The sequence below is a fragment of the Nitrosomonas europaea genome (assembly GCF_900167395.1).
GTDB lineage: Bacteria > Pseudomonadota > Gammaproteobacteria > Burkholderiales > Nitrosomonadaceae > Nitrosomonas > Nitrosomonas europaea.
Genome location: NZ_FUWK01000012.1, coordinates 20713 through 34354, shown reverse-complemented (window position 1 = coordinate 34354; position 13642 = coordinate 20713). Strand labels below are relative to the sequence as shown.

Here is a 13642-nt window from a genome sequence, read left to right as displayed (position 1 = left end):
CCTTATTCTTCTGACGATTTGCTGTCTATCTTGGCTTTGAGTAACGCACCCAGGTTAGTCGTACCGGCACTGGCAGGGTTGGACACCGAGGCCAGTGATTTGACGGCTTTATCTTCCTCATCCTGAATTCTTGCCTTGACTGACAGACTGATGCTCCGGTTCTTGCGATCAATATTGATGATCATCGCTTCGATCTCATCTCCTTCATTGACACGGGAACGAATATCCTCGATCTTGTCGCGCGAGAACTCGGAAGCACGCAAATAACCCTCTACCTCGTCAGTCAGCGCAATAACAGCACCTTTGGCGTCAACAGATTTGACGGTACCCTTGACGATACTGTTCTTATCATGCGAGGCAACATAAATATTGAAAGGATCGCCTTCCAGTTGTTTAATGCCCAGAGAAATACGTTCTTTCTCTACATCAATGGATAACACCACTGCTTCAACTTCATCCCCTTTCTTGAATTCGCTGATTGCTTTTTCGCCAGGCTGATTCCAGGAAAGATCAGACAAATGTACCAAACCGTCGATGTTGCCTGGTAATCCGATGAACAAACCGAAGTCTGTAATCGATTTGATTTGCCCGGTAACTTTGTCACCTTTCTCATGACTAAGTGAGAACTCTTCCCAGGGATTGGGTCTGCACTGTTTCATCCCCAGAGAAATACGTCGACGATCCTCGTCGATTTCAAGAATCATGACTTCGACTTCATCGCCCAACTGCACAATTTTGGATGGATAGACATTTTTGTTGGTCCAGTCCATTTCCGAAACATGCACCAGACCTTCGATCCCCTGTTCGATTTCGACGAAGGCACCGTAATCGGTCATATTGGTAACTTTACCGAAGATACGTGTACCCTGGGGATAACGTCTCGAAAGACCAATCCACGGATCTTCCGTAAGCTGTTTCAATCCCAGAGAAACACGGTTTTTCTCCTGATCGAATTTCAGAACCTTGGCAGTCACTTCATCGCCCACATTGATGACTTCGGTCGGATGTTTCACACGGCGCCAGGCAAGGTCGGTAATGTGCAGCAGGCCATCGATCCCGCCCAGATCCACAAATGCACCATAATCCGTAATATTCTTGACGATTCCCTGAACGACCGCACCATCCTGCAGACTGGCCAGTAACTCATCCCGATCTGCACCCTGGGTTTCTTCCAGTACGGCACGTCTGGATACGACCACATTATTACGTTTGCGATCAAGCTTGATTACCTTGAATTCCATTTCCTTATTTTCATAAGGCGTCATATCCTTGACCGGGCGAATATCCACCAGAGAACCTGGCAGAAAAGCACGAATACCGTTAATCGTGGCCGTCAGTCCACCTTTTACCTTCCCGTTGACCATGCCGGTAACGATCTTGCCTTTTTCCATGGCTTCTTCCAGTTCATACCAGGCATTCAGGCGTTTTGCCTTGTCTCTCGACAAACGGGTTTCACCAAATCCGTTTTCAAGTGCTTCGATAGCCACACTGACAAAATCACCTTCGCGGGCTTCAATCTCACCTCTGTCATTTTTGAATTCTTCAATCGGGATATAGCTCTCGGATTTAAGCCCTGCATTGACCACGACGAAGTTGTAATCAACACGAATGATCTCGGCAGTAATCACTTCGCCCACACGCATTTCTTTATGCGAAAGGCTTTCATTGAAAAGTTCGGCAAAATTTTCCGAAGAGCCCGCTACACTGGTTGCAATAGTCATTTAAAAAATATCCGATCGTAAACAATTCCCCGAAAAACAGAGGGGACAGGTTGGTTGGTTAATAAAAAAGAAAAAAACGGCTTAAAAACTCAAACTCCAAGCAGCTCAAGCTTTCCGGGCTTCAGCATACATATTCAATACCCTGCTGACAACCTGATCTATACTGAGGCCGGTAGTATCCAGCAGACACGCATCTTCGCACTGCTGCAACGGCGACGTGGAACGACTACTGTCACGCTCATCGCGCGCCCGAAGCGCCTGGATCAGGTCTGCGATACTAGCATTTATTCCCTTCTCCATCAACTGCTTATGGCGCCTGAGCGCACGCTCCTCCTCACTTGCCGTGAGATAGATTTTCAAAGTGGCGTCAGGAAAAATGACCGAGCCCATATCACGCCCATCAGTCACCAGACCCGGCGATTTGCGAAAATCCCGCTGGTACCCCAGCAGCTCCACTCTGAGCGCAGAATACTGAGCGATTCTGGAAGCATACTCCCCGCACGCCTCTGCCCGTACTTCATCACTGACATCCTTTCCCTCCAGCCAGATCGATGAATCTCTGAAAGAGACATTCAAATGCCGGGCAATATCGACCATGCTGTGTTCATCACTGACATCCGTATTGCGCTTCATGGCTGCCAGCGCTACCAGACGGTAGAGTGCGCCACTGTCAAGATAGTGGAATCCAAGTGCCTGTGATACGAGGCGGGCAATTGTGCCTTTTCCTGATGCGGAAGGGCCATCCAGCGTAATTACCGGTACATTCTGTTTATCCATAATCTGTTGACCCCGGCCAAATGACAGGCTCTGGGATTCTGTTTGCTCCCTTAAAATACTGATGTTATTTATTATTTTACAAAGATCACCGGATACCTGAAAACATTCGTCCAGAACCATCCTCCACGGACATCATCCGTGGTTTCTTCCAGTATCGATCATTCCTGACTCAATGTACTCTCAGAAAGGAGTATGGGTAATGGCTGCAAATTTCTCGAAATAATCCGGGAAAGTTTTAGCCACACACCCCGGGTCATTGATACGCACCGGCACACTCAATGACACCAGGGAAAAACACATGGCCATCCGGTGATCATCGTAAGTATCGATAACGGCATCCGCAGTAAGCGGACCATCGGGTGGCGTAATTCGCAGAAAATCATCTCCTGCCTCGACCCGGGCACCCAGTTTGCGCAGTTCCGCAGACATCGCTGCAATCCGGTCGGTTTCCTTGACCCGCCAGCTCGCAATATTCCTGAGCGTGGTAGTACCTCGTGCAAACAAGGCCATTGTCGCCAATGTCATGGCTGCATCAGGAATATGGTTACAGTCGAAATCAATCGCCTTCAAGGCCCCACCATCAGGAGCGCCAGATTCTATCCAGTCACTCCCCATGCTGATACGTGCTCCCATCGCCTCGAGTGCTTCAACGAAGCGGATATCTCCCTGACAGCTGTCACTCCCCGCACCCTCGATCCGTACCGGACCACCCGCAATGGCCCCAGCCGCAAGAAAGTAAGAAGCAGAGGATGCATCTCCCTCGACTGCAATCTTTCCCGGACTGCGATAAGTCTGATTTTCGGGCAGCATAAAGCGCTGCCAGGATTCCTGTTTAACCTGCACGCCGAAACGTGCCATTTGTGCAATCGTGAGTGCCACATAAGGCTGTGAAATAAGCGTACCACTGACAACGATGGTTACCGGCTCGCCCGTCAGCGGCAGCGCCATCAGCAATCCGCTGAGAAACTGGCTGGAAATATTCCCTTTGATGGAGATATTACCTGGACGAATTACCGCCGGGTGGATCTCCAGCGGCGGGAAACCTTCATGCTCAAGACAGGTGATTACAGCCCCGATCTGGCGTAATGCATCCACCAGATCTCCGATCGGACGCTCGTGCATTCGTGGCACACCGGAAAGACGATAATGACCCTGCATCAGTGCCAGCACTGCAGTCAGCGGACGAAAAGCCGTCCCGGCATTTCCCAGAAACAGTTCGGCTTCTCTTACCGGGAATTTCCCTTTACATCCTGCCACCCGGTATTTGCCATCATCGGTGCGAACGATCGCCACCCCGAGCAGCCTTAATGCATCCAGCATCCGCCCGGTATCGTCGGACTCCAGCAGGTTGCTGACCATCGTAGTGCCTTCAGCCAGCGCAGACAGCAAAAGAATGCGGTTGGAAATACTTTTCGAACCCGGCAGGCGTACATTACCTTGTGCACGCTGTACATGCGGAAGATCAAGCCATTGCATAAACTAGCGATCTCCTGCAGGCATAAAACAAAGGCCAGCTACTGCATGAAAATTTCCTTTCACCGGCCCAACAATTTTGAGGATGTTGATGAATCTGATTTCGCAGATCATGTTCTGGATAAAAAAGTATATTCAATCTGGCAAACCCGTTCTCATGTCGTTCAACGCCGCTCTTCAGCAACACATCCAAAAAATTCCTTATTACAACACTTCTTATTGAACAGCTTTGTCGGTAAACCAACCTGTTTTTCCAGGGATACCGGACATTGACGCAACCGTCTACTAAAGCTACCGCAGATCAAATACAATACCCCCCTTTTCTTATACTCATTTCATTCATATTCAACGAGGTCAACAGATGGAAGATACCGCACCGATAACTACCCTGCTTTACTCAATTCTGGCCCTTCCAATCGCTTTCATGATTCTCTACTGGACCAAGGTTCGCAAGGATCGGAGACGTAATGAGACGGGAGAAATAGAATACAAAAGCCTTGGTCATGCACTGACTTTCTTCATTATCGAAGGACTCGCACTGGTAGGCAGTTTGTCCATCCTCATTACTGCCGTGTCAGGTATTGTACGTTACCTTATCTACGTCTATGCCTGACCCGATCACTATTCCGGAAATACGCAAGAAAACTGCCAACCAGATCAGGAAGCAGCTTTACCGGTTTCCGGAACAGTATCCGCAGGTTTGCTCTTTGTTTTTTTCTGTTCAAACTCGAACCCGATCTTTCCTGCCGGCCCTACGACCAGATAAGCAGAAAATGGCCGCCCTTTCCTGGAAACAAATCCGGCCAGCAGATCCGTTCTTCCTGTCTGTAGCAACTTGACTACCTGTTCCGCCTCAATAGCACGATTCAAGATAATTTTCCCGGTTCTGAAACTGCAGGGAGCGCCCGCTCCAACCGACTTTTCACAAACATAAAGCAATTTGTGCTCATAAACAGAGTGACCGCACTGAGGACATTTTCCAAGTGGTTGCTGCGCTGAAAAATCGACTTTTTCCTGTGCCTGATCAGCCTCATTGCCAAAATCAAACTTCATTTCATAGTCGTCCGTCAGCCTGACAATTGCGTTGAACGCACGCCCCATTTTGCTGCGGAAACCCGATAAAGGGCCAATCTCACGAGTAGAGATCAATGTCTCCATTTCCGCTGCCTCGAATTGTCGCCCCGCCAGAATTTTCCACAATGCAAAATCACATTGCTGACACTGAAATTTTTTGTACGTTTCTTTTATCACCCCACCACATCCGGGACAAGGTACCTGAAGTGTCGCAAAATCCCCGCTGATGGTTTTATCACGATGATTCTTGGCCTGTTCGACGATATGACGCGTCATCGCCGCAATCTTTTCCATGAAAACATCACGCTTGAGCTGACCCTGCTCGATCTGGCGCAATTTGAATTCCCAGTCGCCGGTCAACTCGGGAGAAATCAGCTCTGGAATTTTGAGCCCCCGCAACAGCGTCACCAGCGAAAATGCTTTGGCTGTCGGCTGTAACTCTCTTCCTGAACGCTCGACATAGTTTTCGTGAATCAATCCCTCTATGATGGCGGCACGCGTAGCAGGCGTACCCAACCCCTTGGCACTCATGGCTGCACGTAATTCTTCATCTTCCACCAGTTTTCCGGCACCTTCCATCGCTGACAGCAACGTAGACTCGTTATATCTGGCAGGAGGACGTGTCTTACCGGCCACGACTGCCACTTCCTGTGCCAGTACTGTCTCGCCCGGTGTGACTGCCACCAGTACCGATTCCTCTTCCTGCCCCTGGGCGGATTCCACCTTGCCATAAACCGTCTGCCAGCCGGCATGTACCAACACCTTGCCTTCTGTTTTGAAAGGTTCATTTTCCACGCGCGTGATACGGGTCGTGATCAGAAATTCTGCTGCCGGATAAAAAATCGCCAGAAAACGTTTGGTGACCAGATCGTAGAGTTTCTCCTCCGCTTCATTGAGTTTCTTTGGCACCAGGGCAGTAGGTATGATTGCAAAGTGATCGGAAACCTTGGCATTATTGAAGATTCGCTTGTTCGGCTTTACCCAGTCTGATTCCAGAATCTGGCTGGCAAATCGGTCGTAACGTGATCCCTTCAGCACTTGCAACGTATCTTTGACGATCGCCGGATAATCCTCCGGAAGCGCACGCGAATCAGTACGGGGATAAGTCAGCACCTTATGTTTTTCATACAGCGCCTGCGCAAGCCCCAATGTCACCTTGGCGGAAAAACCGAAACGGCTGTTGGCATCACGTTGCAGACTGGTCAGATCGTACAGCAGAGGACAATTTTCCCGGGATGGCTTGCTTTCTTCGGTAACGACCCCGGTTCGTCCTGCACATTTATCACGGATTACTTCTGCCTTGGCATGGTCCCAAATTCGATCTGCTCTGGATTCAGATTCATCCTTACGCTTACTGAAACCTTCATCAAACCACTTTCCTTTATAAACACCACTTTCTGCCTGGAAAGTAGCATGAACTTCCCAGTAATCCCGCACCACGAACTTTTTGATCGCTTCTTCCCGTTCGACCAGTATGGCAAGTGTCGGTGTCTGTACCCGACCGACCGTAGTTTTATGGAATCCACCTTCCTGTGAATTGAATGCGGTCATGACACGTGTGCCATTGATTCCCACCAGCCAGTCCGCCTCTGATCGGCTGACAGCCGCATCTGCCAGAGACTGTACTTCAGCATCATTCAACAGATTTGCAAAAGCTTCGCGTATGGCTGACGGGGTCATGGATTGCAGCCACAAGCGCTTGATAGGTTTCTTGCTGCCGACATGGCGCACGATGTAACGGAAAATCAGTTCACCTTCACGCCCAGCATCACAAGCATTGATCAGCATATCGACATCCTTTCGCTTGATCAGTTTGCTGAGCAGCTTCAGACGATCTGTCGTCTTTTCGATCGGAGCAAGATCAAAACGCGGAGGAATAACAGGCAAATGGTCAAAACTCCATTTTCCCCGTTTGACTTCATATTCTTCCGGGACGATCAGCTCCAGCAAATGCCCGATTGCCGAGGACACCACAAACTCATCGCTCTCAAAATAATCCTTCTGCTTGACAAACCCACCCAGGGCACGCGCAATGTCACTGGCAACAGAAGGCTTTTCGGCAATGATCAGTTTTTTACTCATAGATATTTACATGCTACTGCAGACGCAGCGGGCAACTGACGAGCAGGCTGCGTCAGTCGATCAAACTACCCGGCTTACCGGGAATCAATTATTTATTAATGGATCAGGAAGGAATGTCTGCGAGGGATCAGTGCCGCTGGTGAGAATCACTGACTACGAACAACCCCTCAACGATACTGCGGTCAGTCAACTGGTTCTGAATCCAAAGATCAAACAGTACCACCAGTTTTATTTTTTCTATACTGGCAGTATCGCCATCCATACGGATGACCCGATCAATCAGTAATTCACGCTGTAAAGGATTGATGACACCCGCCTGTTCAAGGAAGAAAATGAACCCGCGCCCTTCCGTATCGATGATCTCCATTTCCTCTTCAGTAAAATGGCGCATTGAATCACTTTCTGCCAACCCGGCCAGATAGCCTTCTTCATCATGGCGGGAAAGATCAGACAACCAGTCGAGCGCCAGCGTGATTTCCTCGTCATCAAAGCCAGCCATGGTCAGTTTTCGTGTCAGCGTGGCAGAATCCGGACAATTTCCGGCATCGAAATAATTTTCAAATAAATAAACGAGAATATCGAACATAGTTTCTGCACTGTGATTCTGGATTAAAACCACTATAAGACACTTAACAGGGCGGTGATTATAGCCTGATACCCACTGAATCAACGGATACGCTGATACTTCCCCCCAGGAAGGCTGCCTATCCTGCCTTCCAGCTCCAAGCCCAATAGCATGGCGGATACTGTTTCAACCGTCAAGCCACTGCGCGCGCAAAGTGTATCAATATCGGTGGAATCGTAGCTAAAATACATCAGTAGCCCGGTATCATCGCCCTCCCCCGTTAGTACACCTGTCCCGCCACCCTCATCCGCAACAGATTCAAATCGCGGCACAGGCTGGGGCTGGTAGTGCAGCTCATCCAGAATATCCTGAATATTCTCGACCAGTTTTGCCCCCTGTTTGATCAGTGCATGACAGCCCTTTGACAAAGGGGAATGAATGGAACCGGGTATCGCCATCACTTCGCGCCCCTGTTCCAGTGCCAGTCTGGCGGTAATCAGCGATCCGCTGTACAGCGTGGCTTCCACAACCAGACAGGCATGACACATGCCACTGATGATACGGTTTCTGCGTGGAAAATTCCGGCTTATGGCTGGCGTCCCCAGCGGAAACTCTGAAATCAACCCGCCTTCATTTGCCAGTTTATGAGCAAGCTCATGGTTTCTCGATGGATAGACAAGATCAAGTCCGGTTCCGACAATGGCCATACTGGAAGATGCGCCACGCAATCCTCCCTGATGGGCGGCCGTATCGATACCCTGCGCCAGACCGCTGATGATGCAAAATCCTGCGTTACTGGCAGCCTCGGCAAAGGCATCGGCATTTGCAAGCCCCTGTGGTGTCGCATTACGACTGCCGACCATTGCCATTGCCGGCTGCGCCAGGAATTGCCGTTGACCCTTGAAATAAAGTATGGGAGGAGGATCGGATATATTGAGCAGAAGCTTCGGGTAATCCGAATCTGCCAGTGTAATCAGTGAATTGAGAGGATCTTCCAGCCATTTGATGGTCCTGGCCAGTCTCTCTTCATCCACCTTGCGGAGAAAAATGCTGGTGGCAACCGGTTTTTTTACGACGCCTTCGAGCGCAGGCCGACTGGCAGCGAGTACCCTGGCCGGATCACCAAAGGCAATCAGCAGCCGGCGCAAAGCACCTCCTCCCACGCCTTCAGTCAGGCCAAGGCGCAGCCAGGATTCGATATCCTGATCGATCTGCATAGAAGAAAAACTCACCTGATGACTACCTGGCTTCCGGAATCCGAAGGTTGATTTTCTGAGTAACGGTAGACAAAAGGGCGAGTATAGTAACTTTGCTGTACCTTGTCAGGGAGTTTTCACGGCATCCATCACCTTGATCGCCTGAGTGCTCTGCATGATCAGCGCGTAGGAAACTGTATCGAATACACGAAAAACCAGCGCCAGGCCAATACGTTCATCCGGGAGACTGACCGGCTTTCCCTCGTGCGACCGTATATCATTCTTGCGATAAACAGCAAGCACGTGTCCAGGCTCGATCCGGTCGTGACTACCCTGATTGAGCGTCACAATCATATTTTCCCCGATCTCGTTCACACCGCCATAGACTGAAATGATCCGGGCCGTTACCGGAAAATCAGGTGCATGCGGCAGATAATCATCGATTCTGGCAGATGAAAGCGGCAACAGGCGATCACCTTTCAGGATCTCCTGCACGGAACGGGAAATCTTCGCCGTACTGATCACTGCAAAATCGGTGATTTCGACCGTTCCCAGATAAACGGCTTCGTAACCAAGGATACGGTTATCGTAGTCAGGGTCGGTCAGTGCTTTCCCATTGCGAAATACCTGCCAGATCACGCCCTGATCGGCAGGCAGGTCACCCACATAAACCTTGTCACCGGTACTCAGAATCACACGATCGTCACTCGCCCCGAGTATCACAGGTGCTCTATCCAGTTTGCCTTTTTCGATGACCAGTGGCTGATTCAGAAAAGGCTCGATTTTTGCAGCCGGAATAACGGGAATAGCCCGCATAGCCGATTCCTCGGCACGAATCCGAGGGGAGAGCCTGACGACACCCTTCTCACTCGCCATTCTCAGGCGCTTACCATACCGGGTGTTTTCGATGATGATGACATCTCCAGGATAAATCCGATGCGGATTCCTGATCTGCCCCCGGTTCATCTGCCAGATTTCCGGCCAGCGCCAGGGCTCCTTGAGAAAGCGGGAGGCTATTCCCCAGAGCGTATCACCAGGAACGACCTGGTAGCGATCCGGAATGTCATCCCGCAATCCGATTTCGCCAGCTGAGAAAGACAGACCAGAAAACAGACTGGTAAACAAAATCACGGATATAATTGTCAAAGTGCGCATAAGGGTTCTTCATCTCCATCGAAATACCCGAAAAGTAAGGCAATCTGTCATCACAAGCCTTACCGGACTGGACAGAACACCGGGTTAGTCAGAAAATCGGCCGGTGCACAATGATAGAACCGCTTCCCAGAATCCTAGTATCCGAATTATGCAAATTTGTTATGGCAATTCTGAACATACTCCGCTACCCCGATGAACGATTGCACAAGATTGCAACCGAAGTGCCCTCCATCACCCGGGAAATACGCACTCTGGTCAGTAACATGGCCGAAACCATGTACGCCGCACCAGGTATAGGTTTGGCGGCTACCCAGGTGGATGTCCACCAGCGGATAATCGTCATCGATGTCTCCGAAACCCGCGATGAGCTGCTGGTGCTGATCAATCCGGAGATCATCGCCAGCAGCGGAAACGCGGAAACACAGGAAGGGTGCCTCTCGGTACCCGGTATTTTTGACAAGGTCACCCGTGCCGAGGAAGTTACCGTCCGGGCAACCGGCATTGATGGAAAATCCTTTGAAATGGACGCATCCGGGCTGCTGGCAGTTTGTATCCAGCACGAAATGGATCATCTCATGGGAAAAGTATTTGTCGAATACCTGTCACCCTTCAAGCAATCCCGCATTCTGAGCAAGCTGAAAAAACAGGCGCGCAGGCAAATTGCCTGATCGGATTCAGCCAGTGTTCCTGCTCCGGTAACTCACATTCATCCAGCGAACACCGTCACGCATGAGAATCATTTTTGCAGGTACACCGGACTTCGCGGCCAGAGCGCTGGAGGAGTTGCAGAAAGCAGGACTCGATATCGTCCTCACCCTGACTCAACCGGACCGGCCAGCCGGACGCGGCATGAAAATGCAGGCAAGCCCGGTCAAAATACTGGCACAGCAATATGATATCCCGCTGTTACAGCCGGAAACGCTGAAATCGTCAGACATACAGGCACAACTCGCCACATTCAAACCTGATGTAATGATCGTCGCAGCCTACGGATTGCTGCTGCCGGAGGCGGTATTGCGCATCCCCCGTCATGGCTGTATCAACATTCATGCATCCCTGCTGCCGCGCTGGCGGGGCGCTGCGCCCATTCAGCGCGCCCTGCTGGAAGGTGATACAGAAACCGGCATCTCCATCATGCAGATGAATCAGGGACTGGATACCGGAGCAGTCCTGCTGAAACGGTCGCTCCCCATTGAACCGTACGATACGACGGCGACCCTGCATGACAAACTGGCTGACCTCGGTGGCAAATGTATCGTCGAAGCCTTGACATTACTGGATCAGGGCAGACTCATCTCTGAGCCGCAGAATGAGGTGGACGCCTGTTACGCGGCAAAAATACGGAAAATTGAGGCCGAAATCGACTGGACATGCGATGCGGCATATATCGACCGGATGATCCGGACATTCGACCCGCACCCCGGTGCATTTACCCATCTGCAGGGAAACACGATCAAACTGTGGCAAGCTCGTATCGTCAGCCACGTCAATCACAATAGCTCTCATCAGGCTGGGAAAATCATCACTGTCGATCCTGATGGCATCGTGGTTGCATGCGGCCGTGATGCTTTATCCATCGATATCCTGCAAAAAGCAGGCGGAAAAAAACTGACCGCTGCACAATTCCTTGCCGGACACCCGCTACACCCCGGGGAAAGTTTCCATAAGGCGACACAGGATAACCAGGGCGCCTCTGAAACATGATCGAAGTTCAATTACTGGCTGTGCAGGCGATCAGGGAAGTTTTCGCTGGTGCCAATCTGACCGAAGTATTACGCAATATCTGGCAGACCGGTTCCCATCTCACCCCTCAGCAGCGTGGTGCCATTCAGGATATTGCTTATGGCGTGCTCCGCCATTACGGGCAACTCGATGCCATTCTCCACAAATTACTGAACAAACCGGTGCAGGACAAACAGCTTCATTACCTGCTGGCCGTCGCTCTGTATCAGCTTCGTTACAGCAAGGCACCGGCACATGCCATCGTCGATCATGCAGTTTCATCTTCGCGGAAAATCACACGCAATCCCGCGGTATCAGGACTGGTCAATGCCGTACTGCGCAATTTCATGCGTAAGCGCACTTCTCTGCCGGATCAGATCAGAAACGACGACATCGCCCGCTATTCCTATCCGCAATGGTGGATCGACAAACTGCGTCAGCAATACCCACAGGATTACGAGGCCATACTGCTCGCGGGCAATGAACACCCCGCCATGATTTTGCGTGTCAACCGGTTGCGCACTTCGGTCGACCACTATCAGGCAATGCTGGATGCGCAGAATATCGACTCCGAATGGCTGTGGGATACTGCCTTGCGGCTTTCCAGACCGGTCGCCGTGGAGAAATTACCGGGATTCTCCGAAGGACTGGTCACCGTGCAGGATGCCGGTGCACAATTTGCCGCTCCCCTGCTGGATGTCGAAGCAGGTATGCGTGTACTGGATGCCTGTGCAGCGCCGGGCGGCAAAAGCACTCATCTCGCCGAACTGGCCGAGAACATTGAATTAACCGTACTGGATAAACAGGAAGACCGGCTCGCCAGGTTGAAAGAAAATTTCTCCCGCTTGAAAATAGCCGGTTACCAGCTGGTATGTGGTGACGCAATGAGTCCGTCACACTGGTGGGATGGTCAACTGTATGATCGAATCCTGGCCGATGTTCCGTGCTCGGCTTCGGGCGTGATCAGCCGCCACCCGGACATCAAATGGCTCAGAAGACCTGAAGATATCGATCACTTCGCTCAGACACAAACGGCGATATTGAATGGGCTGTGGCCACTACTGCAACGTGGAGGAAAGCTGTTGTACGTCACCTGCTCAGTGTTCAATGAAGAAAACGATGCAGTTGCCGACAAATTCCTCACGACTCACGAGGATGCCAGCAGATTGCCCTGTTCTCACGGGATGCTCGGCCGTGGCCAGTTACTGCCGGGATCACATCATGATGGCTTCTTTTATGCTTTATTCCGGAAAAACTGACCTGTTTGCCACTATCAGGCGCCCCTGGCGCAACCTGATATTTTTATTGCTGGTCATGCTGCTGTCGCCTGCCACCCTTGCCGCCGAAAAAGGACATATAGAAATCGAATCCTTCCATGTCAGAAAATCCGGCGAAAGTTTTCAGATCGATGTCGAAGCCAACATCGATCTGAGCAGAACGATGAAGCAGGCTCTTAAAAAAGGAGTCGATCTTTATTTCGTCACCCGGCTTCTGATCATGAAACCACGCTGGTACTGGCTGGATGAAGAAGTCGCCCGTTCCAAGGAAAGAATCGAACTCAGCTATCAGGCACTGACCAGACAGTATCGGTTGACTCAGCACGGGCAGCCACGCAATTTTCCAACACTGAAAGCCGCATTACAGGCGTTGGGACACCAGCCGGATATGCTGATCAGGGAGAATCAACCCCTCCTGCCCGACACCACCTATACGGCTATTCTACAGATATGGCTGGACATCTCACGTTTATCCAAACCTTTTCAACTGGAGTGGCTCGATACCGAGGACTGGAGTCTCAGCTCCCAAAGAAAAATCTGGCAGATCAAATTTCCGCCTGCATCTGATGCCGGCAATGAGTCTGGCCTTCATTAGAAAAC

General features: G+C 50.8%; 12 protein-coding genes. 5 read left to right on the top strand and 7 right to left on the bottom strand.

Translation table 11 applies throughout. The features are described from left to right. Positions 1 to 2: 2 nt before the first annotated feature. From rpsA to aroA, 3 genes are all read right to left on the bottom strand, one after another. A complete protein-coding gene (gene rpsA / locus B5D58_RS05640) occupies positions 3 to 1721 on the bottom strand; it encodes a 30S ribosomal protein S1 (protein ID WP_011112493.1) in 1719 nt (572 codons plus the stop codon). Between the two features lie 105 nt (positions 1722 to 1826). After that, positions 1827 to 2498, bottom strand: coding sequence for a (d)CMP kinase (gene cmk, locus B5D58_RS05635; protein WP_011112494.1), 672 nt, complete (start codon positions 2496 to 2498; stop codon positions 1827 to 1829). 180 nt (positions 2499 to 2678) lie between these two features. Continuing rightward, positions 2679 to 3974 carry a 3-phosphoshikimate 1-carboxyvinyltransferase gene (gene aroA, locus B5D58_RS05630; RefSeq protein ID WP_011112495.1) on the bottom strand — a complete coding sequence of 432 codons (1296 nt, stop codon included), beginning with the start codon at positions 3972 to 3974 and terminating at the stop codon, positions 2679 to 2681. Positions 3975 to 4332: 358 nt separating this feature from the next. Between aroA and B5D58_RS05620 the strand changes: the two genes are divergently transcribed. Further along, positions 4333 to 4584, top strand: coding sequence for a hypothetical protein (locus B5D58_RS05620; protein ID WP_011112496.1), 252 nt, complete (start codon positions 4333 to 4335; stop codon positions 4582 to 4584). Positions 4585 to 4628: 44 nt separating this feature from the next. Here B5D58_RS05620 and B5D58_RS05615 read toward each other — a convergent pair whose 3' ends face one another. The 4 genes from B5D58_RS05615 to B5D58_RS05600 all read right to left on the bottom strand — a co-directional run bounded on the left by B5D58_RS05615 (position 4629) and on the right by B5D58_RS05600 (position 10043). Next, on the bottom strand, positions 4629 to 7127 hold the full coding sequence (locus tag B5D58_RS05615; RefSeq protein ID WP_011112497.1) for a DNA topoisomerase III: 2499 nt from the start codon (positions 7125 to 7127) through the stop codon (positions 4629 to 4631). Between the two features lie 127 nt (positions 7128 to 7254). Continuing rightward, positions 7255 to 7713, bottom strand: a complete 459-nt coding sequence (locus B5D58_RS05610; RefSeq protein ID WP_011112498.1) for a Smg family protein — start codon at positions 7711 to 7713, stop codon at positions 7255 to 7257. Positions 7714 to 7793: 80 nt separating this feature from the next. After that, positions 7794 to 8909 carry a DNA-processing protein DprA gene (gene dprA / locus B5D58_RS05605; protein WP_011112499.1) on the bottom strand — a complete coding sequence of 372 codons (1116 nt, stop codon included), beginning with the start codon at positions 8907 to 8909 and terminating at the stop codon, positions 7794 to 7796. A 105-nt stretch (positions 8910 to 9014) separates the two neighbouring features. Then, on the bottom strand, positions 9015 to 10043 hold the full coding sequence (locus B5D58_RS05600) for a LysM peptidoglycan-binding domain-containing protein (RefSeq protein ID WP_011112500.1): 1029 nt from the start codon (positions 10041 to 10043) through the stop codon (positions 9015 to 9017). Positions 10044 to 10204: 161 nt separating this feature from the next. Between B5D58_RS05600 and def the strand changes: the two genes are divergently transcribed. From def to B5D58_RS05580, 4 genes are all read left to right on the top strand, one after another. Further along, a complete protein-coding gene (gene def, locus B5D58_RS05595; protein WP_041356817.1) occupies positions 10205 to 10711 on the top strand; it encodes a peptide deformylase in 507 nt (168 codons plus the stop codon). 61 nt (positions 10712 to 10772) lie between these two features. After that, positions 10773 to 11747, top strand: a complete 975-nt coding sequence (gene fmt, locus B5D58_RS05590) for a methionyl-tRNA formyltransferase (protein WP_011112502.1) — start codon at positions 10773 to 10775, stop codon at positions 11745 to 11747. Continuing rightward, on the top strand, positions 11744 to 13024 hold the full coding sequence (gene rsmB, locus B5D58_RS05585) for a 16S rRNA (cytosine(967)-C(5))-methyltransferase RsmB (protein ID WP_011112503.1): 1281 nt from the start codon (positions 11744 to 11746) through the stop codon (positions 13022 to 13024). The genes fmt and rsmB overlap by 4 nt, the downstream gene beginning before the upstream one ends. Beyond that, positions 12987 to 13637: a DUF4390 domain-containing protein gene (locus B5D58_RS05580; protein ID WP_234989009.1), complete on the top strand. Its 651-nt coding sequence runs from the start codon at positions 12987 to 12989 to the stop codon at positions 13635 to 13637. The genes rsmB and B5D58_RS05580 overlap by 38 nt, the downstream gene beginning before the upstream one ends. Positions 13638 to 13642: the final 5 nt, after the last annotated feature.